General features: G+C 42.0%; 20 protein-coding genes and 2 pseudogenes. 13 read left to right on the top strand and 9 right to left on the bottom strand.

Features of this window, described 5'->3' with window-relative positions:
- Positions 1-136 precede the first annotated feature (136 nt).
- The 10 genes and pseudogenes from nuoE (at position 137) to IKL48_03165 (ending at position 9,317) form a co-directional block, all read left to right on the top strand.
- Positions 137-619, top strand: a complete 483-nt coding sequence (nuoE, locus tag IKL48_03210; GenBank protein ID MBR3603680.1) for an NADH-quinone oxidoreductase subunit NuoE — start codon at positions 137-139, stop codon at positions 617-619.
- Positions 612-2,495 (top strand): NADH-quinone oxidoreductase subunit NuoF, encoded by a 1,884-nt coding sequence (locus IKL48_03205; protein ID MBR3603679.1) that lies wholly within the window; start codon positions 612-614, stop codon positions 2,493-2,495. Before nuoE ends, IKL48_03205 begins: the two co-directional genes overlap by 8 nt.
- Positions 2,496-2,497: 2 nt before the next feature.
- Positions 2,498-4,237, top strand: a complete 1,740-nt coding sequence (locus tag IKL48_03200; protein MBR3603678.1) for a [FeFe] hydrogenase, group A — start codon at positions 2,498-2,500, stop codon at positions 4,235-4,237.
- Between the two features lie 119 nt (positions 4,238-4,356).
- Positions 4,357-4,947, top strand: coding sequence for a penicillin-binding protein activator LpoB (lpoB, locus tag IKL48_03195; protein MBR3603677.1), 591 nt, complete (start codon positions 4,357-4,359; stop codon positions 4,945-4,947).
- A gap of 5 nt (positions 4,948-4,952) precedes the next feature.
- On the top strand, positions 4,953-6,260 hold the full coding sequence (locus IKL48_03190; GenBank protein ID MBR3603676.1) for a hypothetical protein: 1,308 nt from the start codon (positions 4,953-4,955) through the stop codon (positions 6,258-6,260).
- Positions 6,261-6,269: 9 nt separating this feature from the next.
- Positions 6,270-7,208 (top strand): hypothetical protein, encoded by a 939-nt coding sequence (locus IKL48_03185; GenBank protein ID MBR3603675.1) that lies wholly within the window; start codon positions 6,270-6,272, stop codon positions 7,206-7,208.
- A gap of 11 nt (positions 7,209-7,219) precedes the next feature.
- Positions 7,220-7,951, top strand: a complete 732-nt coding sequence (locus IKL48_03180; GenBank protein ID MBR3603674.1) for an FKBP-type peptidyl-prolyl cis-trans isomerase — start codon at positions 7,220-7,222, stop codon at positions 7,949-7,951.
- 4 nt (positions 7,952-7,955) lie between these two features.
- Positions 7,956-8,498 (top strand): hypothetical protein, encoded by a 543-nt coding sequence (locus IKL48_03175; GenBank protein ID MBR3603673.1) that lies wholly within the window; start codon positions 7,956-7,958, stop codon positions 8,496-8,498.
- A 57-nt stretch (positions 8,499-8,555) separates the two neighbouring features.
- Complete coding sequence (locus IKL48_03170) at positions 8,556-9,086, top strand: hypothetical protein (protein ID MBR3603672.1); 531 nt, start codon at positions 8,556-8,558, stop codon at positions 9,084-9,086.
- A gap of 171 nt (positions 9,087-9,257) precedes the next feature.
- Positions 9,258-9,317: pseudogene (locus tag IKL48_03165) on the top strand (prepilin-type N-terminal cleavage/methylation domain-containing protein).
- A 163-nt stretch (positions 9,318-9,480) separates the two neighbouring features.
- Here IKL48_03165 and IKL48_03160 read toward each other — a convergent pair.
- Genes IKL48_03160 through IKL48_03145 form a run of 4 tightly spaced genes read right to left on the bottom strand, consistent with a single transcriptional unit; the run spans position 9,481 to position 12,672 of the window.
- On the bottom strand, positions 9,481-10,509 hold the full coding sequence (locus IKL48_03160; protein MBR3603671.1) for an AI-2E family transporter: 1,029 nt from the start codon (positions 10,507-10,509) through the stop codon (positions 9,481-9,483).
- On the bottom strand, positions 10,506-11,009 hold the full coding sequence (locus IKL48_03155; GenBank protein MBR3603670.1) for a hypothetical protein: 504 nt from the start codon (positions 11,007-11,009) through the stop codon (positions 10,506-10,508). The genes IKL48_03160 and IKL48_03155 overlap by 4 nt, the downstream gene beginning before the upstream one ends.
- Positions 11,006-11,779, bottom strand: a complete 774-nt coding sequence (locus tag IKL48_03150) for a HAMP domain-containing histidine kinase (protein MBR3603669.1) — start codon at positions 11,777-11,779, stop codon at positions 11,006-11,008. Before IKL48_03150 ends, IKL48_03155 begins: the two co-directional genes overlap by 4 nt.
- An 11-nt stretch (positions 11,780-11,790) precedes the next feature.
- Positions 11,791-12,672 (bottom strand): hypothetical protein, encoded by an 882-nt coding sequence (locus tag IKL48_03145; GenBank protein ID MBR3603668.1) that lies wholly within the window; start codon positions 12,670-12,672, stop codon positions 11,791-11,793.
- Positions 12,673-12,753: 81 nt separating this feature from the next.
- Between IKL48_03145 and IKL48_03140 the strand changes: the two genes are divergently transcribed.
- Both IKL48_03140 and IKL48_03135 read left to right on the top strand, forming a co-directional pair.
- On the top strand, positions 12,754-13,923 hold the full coding sequence (locus IKL48_03140; GenBank protein MBR3603667.1) for a metallophosphoesterase: 1,170 nt from the start codon (positions 12,754-12,756) through the stop codon (positions 13,921-13,923).
- A 133-nt stretch (positions 13,924-14,056) separates the two neighbouring features.
- A pseudogene (locus tag IKL48_03135) lies at positions 14,057-14,182 on the top strand (prepilin-type N-terminal cleavage/methylation domain-containing protein).
- A 419-nt stretch (positions 14,183-14,601) separates the two neighbouring features.
- On the opposite strand, the gene rlmB reads toward IKL48_03135, so the two are convergent.
- Genes rlmB through ispH form a run of 3 tightly spaced genes read right to left on the bottom strand, consistent with a single transcriptional unit; the run spans position 14,602 to position 18,168 of the window.
- Entirely contained in the window at positions 14,602-15,351 is a 750-nt protein-coding gene (gene rlmB / locus IKL48_03130) for a 23S rRNA (guanosine(2251)-2'-O)-methyltransferase RlmB (GenBank protein ID MBR3603666.1), read from the bottom strand.
- Between the two features lie 12 nt (positions 15,352-15,363).
- Positions 15,364-16,464, bottom strand: a complete 1,101-nt coding sequence (locus IKL48_03125) for an ATP-dependent 6-phosphofructokinase (GenBank protein MBR3603665.1) — start codon at positions 16,462-16,464, stop codon at positions 15,364-15,366.
- A 15-nt stretch (positions 16,465-16,479) separates the two neighbouring features.
- Positions 16,480-18,168: a 4-hydroxy-3-methylbut-2-enyl diphosphate reductase gene (gene ispH / locus IKL48_03120; protein MBR3603664.1), complete on the bottom strand. Its 1,689-nt coding sequence runs from the start codon at positions 18,166-18,168 to the stop codon at positions 16,480-16,482.
- Positions 18,169-18,227: 59 nt separating this feature from the next.
- Between ispH and IKL48_03115 the strand changes: the two genes are divergently transcribed.
- A complete protein-coding gene (locus IKL48_03115; protein ID MBR3603663.1) occupies positions 18,228-18,437 on the top strand; it encodes a hypothetical protein in 210 nt (69 codons plus the stop codon).
- 71 nt (positions 18,438-18,508) lie between these two features.
- Here IKL48_03115 and IKL48_03110 read toward each other — a convergent pair whose 3' ends face one another.
- Complete coding sequence (locus IKL48_03110) at positions 18,509-19,024, bottom strand: ferritin (GenBank protein ID MBR3603662.1); 516 nt, start codon at positions 19,022-19,024, stop codon at positions 18,509-18,511.
- Positions 19,025-19,134: 110 nt separating this feature from the next.
- Positions 19,135-20,427, bottom strand: a complete 1,293-nt coding sequence (locus IKL48_03105) for a hypothetical protein (GenBank protein MBR3603661.1) — start codon at positions 20,425-20,427, stop codon at positions 19,135-19,137.
- Positions 20,428-21,612 lie beyond the last annotated feature (1,185 nt).

Here is a 21,612-nt window from a genome sequence, read left to right as displayed (position 1 = left end):
TACTATAATGAAAAGATAAGCAGTCCTATTTGTTTTATTTTAAATAGTAATGTCTTATCCGTGCCGAATAGGTGCGGTGGTCGTTTTGTCGGGAAGAAAATCCCTTTCTTCCGGATTTTTAAAAACAGGAGAACCCATGACAGAAAGATTCGCCCCCGTGGATAAAATACTTAAAGAGCATGGCAATGACCCTGCCAAGCTCATTCCCATACTGCAAAAGGTACAAGAATTGTATCGCTACTTACCTGAAGACGTAATGCGTCATATTGCCAATAAATTGGAAATTTCCCCCGCCAAAGTGTTTGGTGTGGCTACATTCTTTGCGCATTTTGCCATTACGCCGAAAGGAAAACATATTATTAAAGTGTGCAACGGTACCGCTTGCCACGTAAAAGGATCTTCTTTCGTTATTAATACAGTAAAAGACAAATTAAAATTGAAAGACGGTCAAGATACCACCGAAGACGGATTATTCACCTTAGAATGCGTTTCCTGTTTGGGCGCGTGCGGTTTGGCACCGGTTATGGTAATTGACGAAACCGTACATGGGCAGATTACGCCGGCCCAAGCCTGCCAATTAATTGACGAAATTGCCGCTGCGGAGGCCAAAAATGCCTAAAAAAACGATTGAACAAATTGCTAAAGAATATAATGATGCTTATCAGAACGTGACGGGCCGTATTACTATTTGTGGCGGTACGGGTTGTATTGCCGGCGGTTCTATGAAGGTATATGATGCTTTTCAGAAAGAATTGGAAGCGCGCAAAATCGGTTATTGTTTAAACATTACCAAAGGCTGCCATGAAAATTATATCAGCATGAGCGGTTGTCGCGGTTTTTGTGCGGCGGGTCCTTTGGTGAGCGTAAATGATATTTTTTATACGCATGTAAAACCGGAAGATGTGCCTGAAATTGTGGAAAAAACGATTGTAAAAGGCGAAGTGGTGGACCGCTTGCTTTATACCGATCCCAACTCCAAGCAACATTGTAAAACAACGGCAGAAATCCCTTTCTATTCCAAACAAGAACGTATCTTGTTGCATGATTGTGGCCGTATCAATCCGGAAGATATTAACGAATATATCGCTCATGGCGGTTATGCTCAAGCCAAAAGAGCCTATACCCAAATGACGGATGAAGAAGTTTGTAAAGAAATTATGGAATCCGGCTTGCGCGGACGTGGCGGTGGCGGTTTTCCGACTGGTAAAAAATGGGATTTAACCCGCATTGAGCCCGGCCCGAAAAAATATGTCATTTGTAATGCTGACGAAGGCGACCCGGGTGCTTTTATGGACCGCAGTGTCATGGAAGGCAACCCCAATGCCGTTATTGAAGGTATGATGATCGCCGCGCGTGCCATTGGTGCCGATGAAGGTTATATCTATGTACGTATGGAATATCCTTTAGCCGTACAGCGCATGCGCACTGCTATTGCTCAGGCCGAAGAATTAGGCTTGTTGGGTGAAAATATTTTTGGTTCCGGTTTTAATTTCAAAATTAACGTTATGGAAGGTGCCGGTGCTTTCGTCTGTGGTGAAGAAACGGCTTTAATTGCTTCTGTTGAAGGAAAACGCGGTATGCCCAATGTCAAACCGCCCTTCCCCAGCCAAAAAGGTTTGTTTGATAAACCGACGGTTATTAACAACGTAGAAACTTTAGCCACTGTAGCCAAAATTATGGAAATGGGTGCTAAAGAATTTAAGAAAATCGGTACTTTGACCAGTCCTGGCACCAAAACTTTTGCTGTGACGGGCCACATTGCTAACACCGGTTTAGTGGAAGTGCCGATGGGTACGACCTTGCGCCAAGTCATTGATGAAGTGGCCGGAGGTACGACTGAAGATGACGGCACCGTCAATCACAAAGCCTTCAAAGCTGCTCAAATCGGCGGTCCTTCCGGTGGTTGTTTGACCAAAGAACATTTGGACTTGCCTTTGGACTTTGATTCTTTGCGTTCTGCCGGCGCTATGGTAGGTTCCGGCGGTTTAGTGGTCATGAACGACAAGACCTGTATGGTTAACGTGGCTCGTTTCTTCTTAGAGTTTACTCAACGCGAATCTTGCGGTAAATGTGTTCCCTGTCGTGAAGGTACGGAGCAGATGTTGAGCATGCTTAATGATATTGTAGAAGGGCGCGCAACCATGAAAACATTGGAAAACTTGGAAGATTTGGCTAAAGCGGTACAAAAAGCCTCTCTCTGCGCTTTAGGAAAAACCGCTCCCAATCCGGTGCTTTCTACTTTGAAACACTTTAGAGAAGAATATCTAGCCCACGTTGTAGAAAAACGTTGCCCGGCGGGTGTATGTAAAGCGTTGGCACGTTTTGAAATTGTGGCCGATAAGTGTAAAGGCTGCGGTATGTGCAAACGCGCTTGCCCGGTGCAAGCTATTTCCGGTGCGGTAGGAAAACCGCATGTAATTGATGTCAATAAATGTATCAAGTGTGGCGGATGTAAGAGCACTTGTAAATTTGGCGCCGTGGTGACAGGAGCGTAATTATGCAAGAAGAAAAGAAAGAACAAGGTTTTGTGACTATTGAAGGAAAAAGAGTTGCTATTCAAGGCGAAAAGAATTTGTTGGAGTTGGTGCGTAAGGCTGGCTTTAACATCGTCACCTTCTGTTATCACCCCGAATTGGCCGTCTACGGTGCGTGCCGTTTGTGCTTGGTAGAAATTGAAGGAATGGGTATTTTGGCCTCTTGTACCGTTGCCCCTAAAGACGGTATGAAAGTGCGCGTCAACAGTGACGAAATCCGCAAATTGCGCCGCATTAACTTGGAGCTTTTGCTTTCTTCGGGCAATCACGACTGTACGCTTTGTTCCAAATCCAATAACTGCAAATTGCAGAAATTGGCCAAAGATATGGACGTGACGGAAATTCGTTTTAAATCTAAAAAGTTAGATAGCCACAAAGATGCCACTTCTGCCGCTTTGGTGCGCGACCACAGTAAATGTATTTTGTGCGGAAACTGTGTGCGTATTTGTAATGAAGTACAAGGCATTGGCGCTATTGACTTTGCTTTCCGCGGATTTAAATCTAAAATTGCGACCGCTTTTAACAAAGAATTGGGCGAAAGCCACGAATGTGTGGCCTGCGGTCAATGTGCTCGCGTATGTCCGACGGGTGCTTTGATGCCGAATTCTTCTGAAATTTCAGAAGTTTTTAAAGCCATTAATAACCCCAATAAAAAAGTAGCGGTGCATATTGCTCCGGCCGTGCGCGTAGGTTTGGGCGAAATTTTTGGTTTGAAACCGGGTGAACCGGTGGATGGCAAAATTGCTGCCGCTTTGCGCATGTTAGGCTTTGATTATGTCTATGATACGGCTTTTGCTGCAGATTTGACGATTCTGGAAGAAGCTACGGAATTTTTGGGTCGCGTTAAAAAAGGCACCAATTTACCACAACTCACCAGCTGCTGCCCGGCGTGGGTCAATTACGTGGAAAAGTTTGCTCCGGAATTTATTCCCAACTTGTCTACGGCTCGCTCTCCGATGCAGATGATGGGCCCTGTCTTGAAAGCCGATTTTGAACAACGCGGTGGCAAACGCGAAGACTTGGTGGTAGTGGCAGTGATGCCCTGCTCTGCCAAAAAGAGCGAAGCCAAACGCGGTGAATTCTATGTCAACGGTAATCCGGATACGGACTATGTGGTCACTACAGTCGGTTTGGCCCGTATGATTAAAGAGGCCGGTATTGATTTTGCCAACTTGGAAAACGAATGGTTTGATATGCCGTTTGGTACCAAGACCGGTGCCGGTGTTATCTTTGGTGCTTCCGGCGGTGTAATGGAAGCGGCTTTGCGCTATGCTTTGGCTGAATTGGACCCTGAAAATGCCCGCAGTGTAAAATTTAACAGCTTGCGTGGTTTTGACGTGTTTAAAGAAAAAACCATCAAAATCGGTGATTTGGAAATCAAAGTAGCGGTAGTCAGCGGTCTTAAAAATGCCCGCAAACTTTTAGATGAAATCAAAGAAGGTAAAAAACATTATGATTTCATTGAAGTTATGTCTTGTCAGGGCGGTTGTGTGGCCGGTGCCGGTCAACCTCAGTTTGAAGGTTGGTCTTTGCGCAAAACGCGTGCTCAAGGCTTGTATCAAGAAGATACGGAGTTGGCCTATAAATCTCAAGACAATAGCGGCGTGCAAGCCTTGTACGGACGCATTTTGGATAAGATAGGCGGCCCTGTGGCGCATGAGCTCTTGCATACGCACTACAAGTCTAAAAAATATCAAGATTAGATTATTTATATCTTGTCAAAAACCCCCGCTTAAAAAGTGGGGGTTTTTCTTAACATTTCTTTTGCTACAATGTAAGTAGAACCTGGTAAAAACTAGGAATCAAAATAGGAGAGGAAGAAATGAAAAAACTGTTAATAAGTCTTTTGGTTTTGCCATTTATATTTGCTTGTGCCACCAAAGTAGAGCGGGTGGACAGCCGGTTGATTAAAGATGTCAGTGGCCGTTGGAATGATGCGGATTCTCAAATGGTGGCTTCAGAGATGATTCAAGATTGCTTGAACTCCGGTTGGTATAGCAAAGCCACAACTCGCTTGGGCAAAGAACCTGTGGTCATTGTGGGCAGCGTAGCCAATGACAGTATGGAACATATCAACACTGCTACTTTTATAGAAGAAATGCAGCGCGCTTTGATTAACTCCGGCAAGGTGGAATTTGTTGCCAGCCGTGAAGAACGCGGAGAATTGCGGGAGGAACGTTTGGAGCAAGATGAATTTGCCAGCGAAGAAACTCGCAAAGCATTTGGTCGTGAAATTGGAGCCGACTATATGCTTTCCGGTGTAATTAATTCCATTGTGGACTCACAGAGCAATAAAGCTGTTGTTTTTTATCAAGTGAATTTGAAACTGATTGATATTGAAAGCAATAAGATTGTTTGGAACGGTCAAAAGCAAATTAAAAAATACGTGACTCGTAGCAAAACCAGCTGGTAAATTTTATGAAGGCGCGCCACCTTACACTTCTGACAGTTCTCTTGTGCTGCTCAGCGTGCAGCGCGCCTTCTTTACGCCATAAAAAGGAAATTAATAAATTGTTAGCGGCGGGGCAATTCCCTGCGGCTATTCAAAAAATTGAATCTGCCAAAAATAAGGAATATAAACAAAAAGATGCGTTGTTGTATTATTTAGATAGCGGAACTGTATTGCATGAAGCGCAAGAATATGCTGCAAGTGATATACAAATGGCCCAAGCGCAAGATAAGATAGATGAACTTTTTACAAAAAGTGCCACAGGTTATGCGGGGCAATATTTAATCAACGATTTAACAATTCCTTACTATCCTTCCTCTTTTGAAAGAGAATTTACCTACTATTATCGCGCCATGAATTTTTTGAAACGAGGAGAGTTAAACGGTGCTTTGGTAGAAGCGAACAAGGCCGTTTATTATTTAGATGGTCAGCGCGGTAGAAAAGATTTTCAGGAAAATGCTTTTTTGCAATATTTTGCCAGCTTGATTTTTGAATCGGCCGGCAAAAGAGATGATGCCCGCATTTCGCGCATGCGCGCGCTTCAGGCCTACGGTTTGACGGACGGAAAAAGAGGCCTGAGGCAGGATCCGATTTTTGGCTCTTATGTGAAAAATTGGGGGGAAATTATTCTTATCCATTCCAATGGTCTAATTCCTTTAAAGAAAAGCCAAACTTTTCAGGTCGGTTGGGGGGAAGTGTTGCTTTGGTCCAGACATTCAACCGAAAGTTCAACAGAACTCAGCCCCGAAGTAAGAAATGCTATCATGACGGGTCTTTTGGGCAATAGTATCACTGTATCTTATCCGGTGTTGGAGGACCAGCCTTATTATATTAAAAATTCAGATGTTATCACCCAGAGTGGAGAAATATATCCTACTTTGGTTATGGCAGATGTGGCTGAAATGGTACGGAAAGAACTTAAGAACAAAGAAAACTCTACTTTATTGCGCATGGCTATTAGAGCTGCCGCTAAACGTACTGCCGCCGTACAAGCGCGCCATGCCATGTATCAGGCCTCCTCAGATGAAAGCGTCGGGCAACTGGCGGAAATGTTTGTTAATTTTTTAGGCGCCATTACAGAAAGGGCTGATACCAGACAATGGTTTACATTGCCTGCGCAAATACGTATGACTCGTTTTTATGTGCCTCCCGGCAGGCAGGATTTTCGCCTGCGCTTTAAAGATGGATTTGGTAATATAGTAGGAGAGCATCGATTTGAAGATGTAGAAGTAAAACCAAATGCCCGTGTATATTTGCATTATCGCACGGCTAAGTGAGGGGAAAAAATGAAAAAATGGTTAGTTTTGTGTTGGGCTTTGTCCTTAGGGGCATGTGCCGGTGTTAATAAAAATACCGTCAGTTATCAGATGAGCAAATACGATCAGCATGCGTACTATGTGGTAGCCGGTGAAGGCCCCACGAAAGAAAGTGCCTCCGTTGCCGCACTAAATAATATGCGTCAAAGTTTTGTTCAGAATGTGCCGGAAGTATCTGTGGTAGCACAATTAGATGATATTATGGCTAATGCGCAAGTGGAGAAAGTTTGGCGGGATAAAAGCCAAAAAGAACCCAAAAATTATTTTGCCTTAGCAGTTTTAAAACGCCAAACGGCAGAACTTATTTTGCAAGTGCCGGCAAATGCTTTAGATGCACAGCTGGGAGCTTTGGCTGCCAAATTGCAAGCAACGGAAGATAAATTTGTGGGTTTGAAGGCCGCTTTTGCTATGGAGCCATTGATTTTAAAACGTAATACAGTGCAAGATTTATATGTTTTTGTCAGTCAGGACCACACCGGCTATGAAAGCGAACGTTTTAACACTTATAAAAAACTCTATAGTGATCGCTTGGCAGCCGTAAAAGTGGCTGTCATTGTACGTGGTGAAGAAAATGACCTTTTAATTTCCAAATTAATAGACTCTGTCAACCAAATGGGATTGAGTGCCGTAAGCCCTAATGATACATCAGCCTTATTGTCTGTGGAAGCCGATGCCAAAGTGGACGGCTATGGCTCAGAACGCTTGAAAGGATTGGAATGGGCTACTACCAGTGCCGCCGTACATTTGCGTGATTTGCAAGCCGGCACCACGTTTGCCAGTTTTACCTTGCATGATCGTGCCGGTACGGGCCGCAGAGAAGACTCTGTCAGAAAAAGTATGGAAAGTTTAGGCAGTAGAGCCTCTTCAGAAATCATAAAACGTTTAACCAATTATTTAAAAACAAAATAACAGGAGAAAATATGAAAAAACTATTAACACTCTTATTTGTCTTTTCTTTATTCGTTTCTGCTTCTGCGCAAGAAACCGTTGCCGCTTCAGAGCAAGTGCCGGCAGAAACGGCCGTACAAGAAACTGCCGAACCGGTGCAAGATCCTGCCGAGCGCAATAAAATGTTGTACTCTTTAGGTTTTTTGTTGGGAGATAATTTGAAACGTCAGTTGATTTTGGATAATGAAGACGATTATAAAGCTCTTTCTCAAGGTATGAGAGACAGTTTGCTTAATAAAGAATCCCAAACCAAATTGGACGATTATAAGGCCCAGATTATTGAAAAGTACCAAAAAGATGCTGAAATTATTAGCCAAAGACATCTACAGGAACAAAAAGAATATTTGGAGAACTTTTCCAAAGAAAAGGGCGTAAAAGTATTAGATAACGGTGCCATGATTAAACTGGCTAAAAAAGGAAAGGGCCGTACTCCTAAAACAGATAGCAAAGTGACCGTACATTATGAGGGGAAATTGGTCGATGGTACTAAATTTGACAGTTCTTACGACCGTAATGAAACTTTTACGACCAAATTAACAGACGTGGTGCCCTGCTGGACCAAAGCCTTGCAGCAAATGCGTCCTTCCTCTAAAGCCACAGTGGTTTGCCCTGCCGAAACAGCATACGGCAACCGTCCGGTAGGGGTAATCCCGGCCGGTTCTACTTTAATATTTACAGTAGAACTTGTGGGCATTGAAGACTAATTTTATGAGCAAAACAAGCCGGTTCTTTTTAACGATTATCATAGTGGGTCTGGCTTTTATAGCAGGCGTGAGAGTGTATCGCATGTACGAAAGTTATGTGGCGCAACAAATCGAAGAAGAACCGGCTACTTATACTTTTCACAATGTGCCGATAGATTATACTCCCGCTGCGCCGCAAATGCCTGTTTTTGCCAAACTGCCGGATATAAAAGAGGAAGAAATTTTTTTAGAAGATGCTCCTTTAGGTCCGGAAGCTATCAAACAACAAGCCCAAGAAACATTGATTTCCGTATTAAATGATTATAAACAAAATCCAAAAATACAGGCTTTTTATGCAGATTTGCGCAAAGCAACCGGAGAGGAAATTACTTTGGCGCAACTGAGTGGGGCGGAATTGCCGCGTTTATTGCAGCAGTATCCACAGTTGCAGCAGGTTTTGGCTAAACATGCTCAAGATCCGGAATTTGCCAAAATTTTACAGGAAATTTTTGCCAATCCGCAGTTTATACAGAGTGTGGCTGTGCTGCAAAATGCGCCCAATAAATAAAAAATTTTTGTTAAAAAGTTAAAATTTGCTATTCTATAAAAGAAATGGAGGAATTTTGTGATAAGAATTTTATTAAAATCAGCCGTACTTTTACTCATTGTGTTGAGTGTTTATTTTATTGTCCATCCGTCGGCCTGTTCTAATTTGATTTCCGGTCGTGAAACGGGTGGCCCCAGTGTGGAAAAGGATTCTTCCTCTTTCTCCGAAAACAGCCAAGTTATTGTCCCTGCTAATGCAGATTCAGTACAGCAAGAAACGCCGAAAGTGGAAGGTATAGTGGATACCAATACTTTAACGGAAGAAGCCAACCAAATGGGCTATACGCAAGAAGATATAGACTATGCCATCGCCAGCCGTTATGTGGAGTTGGAGCGTGAATATGCCCGTACGAAACCGTTGGGGAAAGACTCCTCTCGGGAAATTTCCTTCGTGGTGATGGATGATTTTGAAATGTCTCCTGCCGAATGGGAAAGTTTTATCAGCCGCGCAACGGCCTCTGACCTGTTTAATAGAGTCCGCCGCGAAATGCCGGATTTCTCGGAACTTTCTGTAGACGAACAAGGCCCGGAAACGGTATCTGTGCAATAGAAATATATTTTTTAAAACCCCTCGCCGACAGGTGAGGGGTTTTTGTTTTAGAGAAATTTTAAAAAGTCTTGACCTAATTTTTTTGTTAAATTTTTCTTATAAGAAACATTAACAAAAAAGGAGATTTTAGATGAAAAATTTATCTAAAAAAGAAATACAAGCGGTTTTACACTGATAGAACTGTTGGTGGTAGTGTTAATTATCGGTATTTTGTCAGCGGTGGCTTTGCCGCCCGAAAGACGTATGTGCAATGGGGATTGTGCTGATTGGGGGTTTGTTAACAGCGAAAGCGGGACAACATGTCTTGTGGGTGGGGGTATGTCTAGTTCCTGTTATTAGATGGAATAAAAATATCCGGACAACAAAAACCCCGCTTTTGAAGCGGGGTTAAATTTTATTGTGGAAGTCTGCCTGCTAGTAGTTCTGCCACCGGCCGAGTGTGCTTCATTTTGCTTAACACAATTTTAATGGAAGCAGTAATGGGAACAGATAAGAAGGCTCCCGGTACACCCCATACCAAACTCCAAAAGATTAAAGAAGCAATCACCACTACGGGGTGCAAGTCCATACCGTCTCCCATCATGTGCGGCTCAATTAAATTGCCGATCGTAAATTGAGTGGCAGTCATTAAACCCAACACTACAAAAAAGTTCGTTCCCGCACCGTATTGCAAAAACAACACCGGAGCCGGCAAAAGCACTGCAATAATAGAGCCGACACTAGGAATAAAATTGAGCAAGAAAGTTAACAAGCCAAATAAGAAGGCCATTTTAACTTTAAAAAGCACTAAAATAAACCAAACAATTAATGCTGTCACCAAAGAGGTGGTAAGTTTGACGGAAAGATATTTGGAAATGTTGGATAGCATTTCTTGTACGGTTTTGTTGGGGGAGGCCGCCAGCAACTTTTTCTCTCCCAATAACAAGAAAATAATAAACAGAATAATCAAAGTAGAGTTGGAAAAGAGGGAGAACAACTGCCCACCGAAATTTTTAAACCAGGCAAATAACGGCAAATCTTTTAAATAGGCCATAATAGAGGTGCGGTCCAAATCTATGCCGCGTTCGGAGAGTTTGGTAAGCACATCAGATACGGAGCCGAGCAAATTATCACGATACATCTCCGCCTCTTTAAGAAAGTTTCCCACAGAGTTGACCGTAAAATAAATAATGCCCGAAAAACACAAAACAAAAAAGAGAATAGCCACCGTTAGCGCAGCCCAAGCCGGAAAATTAAACCGCCGATGCAACAAAGAAGCCGCTTGTCCTAAAATCGTGTAAGCAAAAATGGCAATGACCAATGGAATCATTAAGGCGCGGGTATAGATAAGTCCGGCTGTAATGATACCGGCAGCAATAATTGTTAAACAAATAAGGTTCATTCGCTGATAATAAAGGCTTGTCTTTTCGGTTTTGTCCATCATTTGGCCTCCCCCGTTTTTTTGGATACTTCTCTGGATAAGAATAAAATTTTTCCGGTTAAGTTGTTTAAATCATCACAACAAGATGTTAATAACCAAACCGGTAATTTTTCTAATGTATATTTTTTATAAAATCGGTTGAAGTTATTGTAAGCGGTGGAAAAATCATCAGCAGATCTTGAGAGGGTTTTGGCACGCAAAGAAAAACTTTTCGCCGCCAATACAAGAGAATAGTCTGCTTTTAACGTGCAAGTACGCAACAAAGGCCTGTTTTCTTGCCAAAAATTTAACTGTTGGTCAAACTCTTTTCTCAGAGAAGTACAAAAAGAAGAAAATTCCGCAGAAAAAGCGGTATCTCTTACTTGGATATTCTTATGGTCTTGGCTTAAGATTTGCTCTAAACGACGCGTAAAATCACGCAGAGAAGAAGTCTCTTTCAAGACCAAATTACGAAAAGAATCCGTCTGTTGAGAAATATTGTCCAATAAATCTGTTGATGTCATACAATGGGTAAACTAACCGTAAAGATGGTGCCTAAGCCTCTGTCTGAGATGACACTGATGCTTCCGCCATGTAAATCCAGTATTTTTTTCACCATCGGAAGACCCAAACCCCAACCATCAATTTGGCCGGTAAAATAATCATCTACTTGGTAAAAACGCTCAAAAATTTTATTGACGTCCTGAGGTCTTACGCCTGTTCCATAATCGCGTACGGAAATGGATACACTATCTCCATGATGAGCACATTGAACCTTGATGATCTTTTCTGCCTTTGTATTGAATTTAATGGCATTAGTTATCAATTCTTCCAATAGAAATGCCATCAATTCTTCATCGCTTTTGATCTCTAAATTAGACGGACAGTCTATTTCAATAAAAGTTCCCCGTTTGGCAATGGCGGAAGTGGAGGGAACGGTGGAAGAATCTTCCTCATGGGAAATGGCATCATTAGCACAAACTTTTAACAAATTTTTTAAATTAATTTGTTTTTTTGCCAAATCTTTGGGTTGTAAGTTTTCCACTTTGTTAAAAAACATAAGTTTATCCACCAAAGCACACAGTTTGATGCCTTGTTTGTTGATTTCCTCTAAGGCTTTGGTGGTAAAAGGGGAAAATTTTTCTTTGGAGGATTGAGATAAAATAGCCTCCGAATATCCATTAATAATGGAAAGCGGCGTTCTGAGTTTATGCGACACCAGAGAGAGCATTTTGGCTGCATCTTGAGTGTGAGTGATCTGATTGCTAGTATCCATCTTTTCGTTTTCAGGCATATTTTTCCCCGTTAAAAAGCAACATTTAAGTTGATAAAGAATATATCTCTCTTGTCTTTGTTATCGCTATTGCGCAAGTGGTTATACGCGGCATCTACTTTGGCGCGCTGTCCTACGCGGAAACTGTTTCCTAATAAAAAGGAATGTTGAGAGGTGGCGGTATGAAATTCTGCAAAATGATAACCTAAATAAAGGGTGGATTGTTCCTCCGCCCAAATACGAGTCATGCGTGCTGAAAGGGTGTATTTGCCCAATTCGCGATTCACGTCATAAGACTGCGCATAAGCCAAATCATTTTGATCTAATACCCCATAGAAAGCCGTCACATCGCTAATACCGTTAGGATAGTGAAAAGCTGTAGCTGCTACGTGAAATGTAAATGCGCTAAAAAAGTTTTGACGAATCCCCAGTGTATAAGCCATTTGGGTATAGTCAGTTTCATCGGGAACGGCATTCTCCACCAAAATACCATTTTGTCTGGCATAGGAAACCCCGATATAGCCTTGCGTATAAAGTTCGTCAATTTCATTTTGTTGTAAATTCATGACCAATTGTGCGTTGATGCCGTAAGCATAGGGGTCTTTTTCGGCGGCAAAAGAAAACTCATTTTTAAAATAATAAAAGGGCGTTAAATTGAGTTTTACCAAATCCAAATCCAACTGTACGGGCAAAGAAACGGAATAAGTATTTTCTTTCAATACACTTTCTTGTTTGTCTTCCACGTATTTGCCTCTTACTCCGATGACGGTGTTAACTCCCAACGGTACAGAAGCACCTAAAACGGCCTGATTATGGTCGGAAGAATAGACGTACGCGGCGGTAGCATCTACGTTATAAGCATGTGCGCCTAAAGCGCCCAAAAATAAAATAAAAAGAAGAATAGTTTTTCTCATACTTCATAATTTAGCAAATTTAGGGCTTTCTGACAGGCTTTTTTGGGGGAAGAGTGGATATATTTTGCTAAAATATATCATATGAAAAACTTATTGATTATCTTTTTTCTTTTTTTAAGTATTGTTGCTCAGGCGGCTCAAGTGGTGCGCGGCCCTTATCTTGAGAATCCTACCCAAACCACCATGATTTTGCGTTGGCAAACCGATGAACAAACGCCTGCTTGGTTGGAATATGGTCCGTCTCCGCGTTGCAACCAAATTATGAAAATCAGCCCGGAGGATACGCAACACAAAGCCGTTCTTTACGGTCTGGTGCCTAATCAGGATTTTTGCTATCGCTTATATGTTTATAATGCTGCCAAAGACGGTTTGCAAGCCCCGATAGAGGGGTCTTTCCGTACGTTATACAGTCCCGAGAGGAAAGAGGTTAAGTTTTTGGCTTTTGGAAATACAGCAGGGGAAAATGCCTCAGCCAAAGCCTTATTAGCCAGCCAAATGGCACAAAAAGAGGCCGATTTCGTTATTCACACAGGTGATTTGACGGCCAGCGGTCTTGACGAAGATGCCAATGCGGAATTTTTTACACCTTATCAAGAAGTTTTGGCCAAAACCCCCTTGTTTATTGCGCTTGGAGCCAATGAGTATGGGGCCGAGCGGGAAAAAAGAGAAAGTAAATCTTTTGTGCGTACCAATTATTCTCATTTTCATGATATGAGTTGGTCCAATGCCACCCCTAAATATTACTTTTTTGATACAGCCAACGCCCGTTTTATATTTTTAGATACCAATGCTGCGTATGGGGCGGTTTGGGCACCGAATATAGACGAAAAGTCCGCCCAGTATAAATGGCTTCAGAGTGCGTTGGGCGGAGCTGCCGAAAAATGGAAAATAGTGGTGCTTAATGCTCCTATGTACTCCACCGGAGCCAAAGGCCCTGCCAATGAGGTGGCGGCGCGCTTTGTGCCTTTGTTTGAGAAGTATGGCGTAGATTTGGTGTTGCAAGGGGCAGAAGCCAATTATGAGCGCACTTTCCCTATGCTTGAAGATGAGCCTAATCAACGCGGGGTCACCTATATTACCTTGGGCGGTGGCGGTGCTACACCCACCAAGCGCATGAGCAGCCATCGTTCTACGGCGCGTTTTGTGGCGGGATATCATTTTGCGGAAGTAAAAATTGTAGACCGCAAATTGACGATACACGTATTTAATGATCAGGGTAAACAAATAGACCAAGTGGAATTATTCTTATAAACATTTTAAAAACGGCCAAAAGGCCGTTTTTTTATTGAGCATTTTTTCATCGGAAATTAAAAATACTTGGCGTTTTAGTTTTTTTTTGTTAAATTTAAAGAGCAGGGAATTTAAATCAAAAAGGACTTACACTATGAAAAAATCATTTAAAAATAGCAGCGGTTTTACGCTGATTGAATTGTTGGTAGTGGTGTTAATTATCGGTATTTTGTCTGCGGTGGCTTTGCCGCAATATCAAAAAACGGTGCTTAAAAGCCGTACTGCTGAAGCATGGAGCAATATGAGTGCTTTACTGAAAGCAGGACAAGTATATTGTTTAGAAAATCCGTCAGCCACATATATAACACCGAGCGCCCTTTCCGTTGATGTAGAAGATTCTAAATATTTTACTTATGGAATTACCGGAGATTGTACTTCGGAAGGGCCGTTTATTGTGGCGGGGGCGCGCTATAATCCTGATTCTGTCACTTTGCACATGAATTCTTTGGGATATCGCATTTGTAAAGCTGCTTCAACAAGGTATTCTTTGTGTAGAGATATTGGTTTTAGTGCTTGGGGTTCCGGTGATCAATGTGTCAGCGGAACGGGTGATACCTGCTATTACATGAACTAAAACCCATTTTAAATAAAACACCCCGCCAAAAAGCGGGGTGTTTTATTTGTAAAGTTTGAATGACTTTATTTTTTCAGTTGCACTTTGGCCATCATATCATACATGATAATGCTGGCTGCGGCAGAAGCATTTAAACTTTCTACGCCACCTTTTTGCGGAATGGAAATAATTTGATCACAGTTTTCGGCAGTCTTTTCGCGGATACCCGTTCCTTCAGAGCCGATGACCAATACCGCCGGAGAGGCATAATCGGTTTGGGTGATGGATTGTCCGTCCATATCCGCCCCGTAAATCCAAAAGCCCTCCTCTTTTAAATCCAGCAAGGCGTTGGATAAATTGGCCACTTCTACGATATTTACATTTTCCACCGCGCCGCAGGCCACTTTATATACGGCAGGAGTTAAACCCACCGTTCTGCGTTGAGGCAAGATGATGGTAGAAAATCCCAAACAAGCGGCACTGCGGATAATGGCACCCAAATTTTGAGGGTCGGTCATTTCGTCAATAGCCAGCCACAAATCTTTTTTATTTCCGTCGGCTTCATACATGGCAGTGGATAATTTCATCAAGCGTACGGGTTGTGCTTTGGCCAACACACCTTGATGGTTGGCCCCTTTGGTCAGGCGGTCCATCACTTTTAAATCCATGCGGTCAATTTTAACATTGTTGCGTTTGGCCAGACGAATAATTTCTTCTACGGCACGATGGCCGGCTTTATTATCGGAAACGTATAATTGCACCACGTTTCTTTTTTTACTTTTCAAGGCTTCCATTACGGCATGTATACCGTAGAGAATATCTAAATTTTCACTCATTTTTCACTCCTGTTAGCCAATTTGGGCAGAACCAAAACTCATACCTATTTTCAGGGCGGCTTTTACTTCTTCTCCGTTGGGATCGACTAATTTTAATTTACTGATAGCATCGGCTATTTTTACTTCCGTAATGCCAAAGTTGCGGAAAGCGGTCATATAGCCAAATTTTTCTTCCATGACCATATCAAAGGCTTTCGCTCCGTACAAAGTAGAGAGCCAGCGGTCAAAAGCGGTGGGAGTGCCTCCGCGTTGCATATGGCCCAACACACACGCACGAGACTCTATTTGGGTGCGGTTTTCAATCATATCGCTGAGTTTATAAGCAATACCGCCCAAGCGAATCGGGTCTGTGCTGGCAGCCACCGTACGGGTGATGGCTTGCTCTCCTTTTTCATTTTTAGCGCCTTCTGCCGCTACAATAATGCTAAAGTTTTTACCTTGACTTTTGCGGTTGAGCAGATACTCTACGATGACATCATCATTGTATGGAATTTCCGGAATCAATATAATATCACCGCCGCCGGCAATAGCAGAACGTAAAGCGATCCAGCCTGCATAACGGCCCATCGTTTCAATAATCATCACGCGGTGATGGCTTTGAGCGGTGGTGTGAATGCGGTCAATGGCTTCTGTGGCTACGGTCAAGGCAGAATCGAAACCAAAGGTTTGGTCAGTAGCGGAAAGGTCATTATCAATGGTTTTGGGTACGGCAACAATCGGCAGGCCCAAATCTACAAATTTTTGAGACATGGTCAGAGTGCCGTCTCCACCAATGGTAATTAAGGCATCTAATTGGTTGGCTTTGAAATTGTGTATTGCAACGGAGGATAAATCATTCGGTTTTTCGGCAGAGCCAAAAGGAGGGAGGGTGTATTTAAAGGGGTTAGCAATATTGCTGGTGCCTAAAATGGTACCTCCCAAAGTTAAAATGCCGGATACCGTTTCAGACGTGATGCGGATAAATTCATTGAGTACCAATCCGTCAAATCCGTTTTTAAAACCTAATACTTCCACCCCTTGACGAAGGGCATTTTTGCAAACGGCACGCACGACCGCATTTAATCCGGGGCAGTCCCCGCCGGCTGTTAAAATACCAATTTTTTTAATGCTCATAATCCCTCCCAACCTTTAAATGAAACGAGAAAGCCACACTAATATACACAATACGAAAAATTGGGCATCAATAAGAGTTTCCTCTTTAGTGCCTCGAGATACGGTGTGACTATAATAATAAATTACAATAAAGATGGTATATAAATTACCTACCAATAACATGGCTACCAAAGCCGGTTTCCACGTAATGGTTAACAGTACGGCTAGTACGGTTGTTAATGCGCCCAAAAGGCCCATGACGGCCAGTTTGGTTTTTCCTATGCCGAAGGCTTTATAAAAACTCTCTTTACCAATCATCAGATCTTTGTTGGCAGAGGTAAAACCCAACGTCACAGAACGCATAAATACCAACAGTACGGCATAGAAAATAGCCAAGTAAGAAGATTTTCTTAATAGTAAATCGTTGGCAAAGGCCGGTAAAAAAGCACAAGCATATCCCCAACCCAAAGAGGTAAAGAAGTCCTTCGTTCCTGAAATGGATAAAATCTTGGACTTTAAGAAATGCCGGGAGGGGTATAAAAGACCGGCTATTAAAATTGGCAAAGTGAGCATAAGGGCCTTTAGGCTCATCATGGCTGCTAAACATAATGCCACGACGGCTGCACCGTACCACAATGTCCAATTTAGTTTGGAAAAACTATGCGGTTTTTCATCATAGGCTCTGTTAACGGCCGTTAAACTATAAACGAAGAAACCGGCAAACAACACTTCTTTCCATTGAAAGTGTAATCCTTCCAATTTCATACAAACATAGGTCAAAGCCGAAGCGGCAAAAGCCGTATAAATGGAAGCGGATACCCATTTGGCCCAAAGTTTTTGAATAAAATGGGTAAACGATACCCCGCGTTTTTTACGGGTTTGGCGTACCCAATTGGCCACGCGGTCAATAACCCAGTTGGGAGTGGATGCACCGGCGGTAATAAAAATACGTTTGGCAGGTAATACCTGCTCCGGTGTCAGTTCGGCTTCCGTTTCAATGTGCAGCACTTTGGGTGCTAATTCGCGGCATAAGAGGGCCAAGCGTGCGGTATTGGCACTGTGTTTGCCTCCTACGACGATTACCAAATCAGCATTTTTGGCCATTTGCATGGTTTCGCTTTGGCGCAATTTGGTAGGGTGACAAATGGTATTGGAAATTTGGCAAATATCGGCTTTGTTTTTAATAATTTCAGCCGTTGCAAAAAAGACACTTTCTTTTTGCGTAGTTTGAGAAACGATATTTACTTTATCAAAGTGTGGTAAATTTTGGGCTTCTTCCGGTCCGGACACCACAATTCCTTTGCCTTGTGTACAGCCTAAAAGGCCGATCACTTCTGCATGTCCGCCGTCTCCTACAATGACGGTATGATAACCCTCTTGGGCATATTTAGAAATGACATCATGGGCATGTTTAACCAATGGGCAAGTGGCATCCACTACTTTCATGCCGCTGGCCATCACTTCTGCGCGAAAGGCAGGGGTAATGCCGTGTGCGCGAATTACCAGAACGCCTGATTTGTCTTGAGCATCTTCAGGTTTATCTACGGAAGAAATTTGTTTGGCGGCCAACATATCCGTCACTTGTTTGTTGTGAATAAGGGGGCCTAAAGTATAGATAGGTTTTTTGCCGGAGGCTTCCAACTCCAGCACCTTATCGATAGCTCCCTTAACACCCGGACAAAAGCCGGCCGATTTAGCAACAATAACACCTTGTTCTTTATCCATATTTATATTATAGAAAATAAAGAAGTTCTATGACTCTATTAGAAAAAGATTAGAAAGTATTGACTCGTTTTTTGAACAACCCCTATTCGGATGTGTATGCCGAATATTCCAAAGGCGCAAAAGAGTTTAAATGGTCTTTGAATTATTATGGTCAGCGCATATGTAGAGGAGGAGATGTTTGTAAGGAATTAGGATTTAAAAATACGGCAACGGGTCAAACTTGTCTCACCTGCGGACTTGGCAGTGAAACTTGCTATTATATGGATTAGGTTTACATATCCTAATAATTTCATCAAAAAGCCCCGCCGAAAGCGGGGCTTTTTAGATACGTGCGGATCTCTTATTTTTTGCCGCCCCCGTTTCTAAAGTGTGCGATATCGTTTTGGATATCTTCTAAATCTTGTTCGTGTTCAATTTCTTCTTCCAAGATATGACGGATTAAATGACCGGTAATCATATCTTTCCCTTTTACAAAATCCAATAATTTTTTATAGACGGCAATGGCGCATCGCTCTCCTTTAAGATTTTGGTCAAGCAGGGCATCTACACCCGGATCCTTGGGTACTAAATATCCGCAGGAGCTAAGCTCAAACCATCTTTTCGGATCAATAACAGGAGTGCCTCCTAACTGGATAATGCGCTCTGCTAAGCGGTTGGCGTGGTCCAATTCTTCATTGGCATGTTCAATAAGTTCTGCCTGCACTTTTTCACGTGGTAAACCTACCACTACTTTGGCCCCAATCCAATATTGATAATAAGCCAGCCATTCATCGCAGTAGGCTTTATTTAATAAATGTAAAACTTCTTCTACATCAAGCCCTGACTTCTCTACTAATTCTCTGCCTTTCCATCCCATAATTACTACCCCCTTTTATTTTAAACAGAAAATCTGTCTTTGTTCTTTTAGTATATCAAGGCCTATTTCACAAACAAGGGGGGAAAAAGGGTTAGATTGTAAAGAGATAATTAGAATTGTCCGCCTAAGACAAATGAGAGTACGTTGCTGTGGTCGCTTAAATTATGTGTATAGTTAAGCCCTAAAGGGAAGGGAAAACGCCAAAATTTATAAGATAGGGTGGCCCCCGTACCGCTATGGTTTTGGTACGCATGAGCGGTATGTATATAGGCCAGCTCATAAAAAGGCGTAAAAGCCAAAAGCCCCGTTTGATTGCGCAGTAAATAATACATAAATGCGGCTGTAAGTCCCGCTCCGCGACTTCCGCGTATAAGGCGGCGGTATTTTCCTTGTTTGCCAAGTAAATCTGTGGATAAAATTTGGTCTGAAAAAGAGGAGTCGTAGGCGTTTTTCCCTTTTACTTGAATAGAAAAAATATGGCGGCTTTTAAATTCTGCTTGCCATAAAAAGTTAGCAGAAACCTGGCTGATATCCTCATCTGCTCCGCTCCAACGACCGCCTTTGGCAAAAGAAACATCTGCAGCATAGGCATATCGTGGGTAAGGCAAATCCTTCAGCATTTTTTGTTTGTCGGAAAGGCCAAATCCAAACAAAGCCCCCATGCCGGAAGATGTTCGAACGTGGTGGCGGTAGGCAAGGCCTGCGGTAATTTGATTATGATTGCCGGCATCTAATGGTTGAGAATAAGAAGTGTGCCTTAACTCCGGCGCAATAAAAATACTCCAATTTTCTATTTGGCGAGCATATAATAAACGCAGGCTGTAATCGCGCATATTGAGTTGGCCAATGGGGGAGCCAAATTCTCCCTCGTCATCACTTACGTTCATTACTCCGTAAGTGCTGGACCAATGATGCGGGTAAAAGCGAAGTTCTGTATCTAGTTTGGTAAAAGAGAGATTAAAAAAATGGTCTGACAGTGCCAAACCGCCCGAGAGTGTATATCCGTCATCGCTAAACCCTGCAGAAGCGAAGGCCGTTTCCCCTTGTTTAAAGAAATTACCCTCAAACAAAGATAAAAAAAGCACGTTTTTGTCTCCCGAAGAAAAAAACCCCAATGGGAAAAAGTAATAGCCGTCCTCCGCTTGGATATGAATATCTATTTCTTTTTTATTTTGTCGTGTAGAAAAATCCAACTTTTTAAACAGTCGCATATCGTGCAATTTGTTTTGTGCATATTCGTAGGATAGAGGGGAAAAAACATCTCCGCTTTTTAAAGGGAATTTGTTTTTGACGACGTGAGGATTCATGCGTGTAGTTTGCACTGAAACTTGCCCCACCGTCAATTCTTCGGCCTGAGCAAAGAGCGAGAAACATAAAAAAAGGAGAAGTAAAAAAATTTTCATAAAGATAGAATAATATTTTTAGTTTCCAAAAATAAAGAGAAAATATAATTAATAACCCTCGCTTTCACGAGGGGTTGCAAATTTATACACAGCGTATGGTTGTAGCAGCGAAATGCTTATTCTTTTGCTTCGGTGGATTTTAAGAGATTAGTAATTTCCGTAAATCCTTTTTCTTTGGTTAATTCTAATATTGTTTTGTTGGGATATATATATTTTTTGCCTTTGAAACTTCACATCGCTTCCTGCTTGTATAAGTGCTGCTACCAATTGCATATTGTTATTGTTTATAGCCCACATTAAAGGAGAAACATCTTGTACGGTTTATTCATATGTATTTTTATAATTTTCATTTGCATCGGATTCTAGTAAAAGGCCGAGTAAAACAAAATCTTGAAAGATTGCTGCACATATCAAAGCAGAGTGGGCGTGTTGTTCAATTCCTTTTTCTCCATTTATAAGCGGTTGGTTAACATCAGCATCAGTATACTCAAGCAACCATTTTACTTTTTCTATATTGTGCTGTTCATATGCTTTATAAAGATCTATTACCGTTCTTTTCGCCTTTTTTCATACACATGAGCATTCAAATATCTAAAAAGTGTTTTTTAGATAAGCAGAAATTCCGACGGAAGACGTATAAACGAAAGCAAATGGAAGGATTTCTTTGGCCCTTTTTGCGTATGCTGTTTTACATACATTAAGTTTACATTTTTGGGCGCTTGTAAAAATTGTTCTTCTTGCGGGGTCATGTTTAGTTGCAAGCTTGTTAAAAGTTATTTTTGTTATAAAAATTTTTACTAATAATCGTAAGTGCACCATTTCCTTACCTAGCCCAATCAGCATAAAAAGAGAATATTTACCAAAAAGCATGAAAATCAGCTAAATTTTTCATGCTCAAAGTGGCGCATAAAAAATCCCCGTCGGGAGTTAATCCTAACGGGGATTTATGCTATAAACTCAAAACTAAAATACGGTGCTTTTAGTTTCTCTAGCACTATGCTGATGTTTCAAACAGCTAGAACGAAAAGTAGTTTTTTTGTTAAGATAAGACTATGAAACAAGAAACCCAAGCGCTGTGTCCTGTTTGTCTAAAAACAATTCCCGCTATTAAAGTACAACGGGGAAGTGAAGTCTGGTTGGAAAAAACATGCCCCGAGCATGGCTCTTTTTCGGTGCAGGTTGCTA

It is taken from the genome of Elusimicrobiaceae bacterium, assembly GCA_017520185.1.
In the GTDB taxonomy this organism is placed as follows: domain Bacteria; phylum Elusimicrobiota; class Elusimicrobia; order Elusimicrobiales; family Elusimicrobiaceae; genus Avelusimicrobium.
The sequence above is the reverse complement of the archived record's forward strand: the minus strand, read 5'-3'. Positions and strand labels throughout refer to the sequence as shown.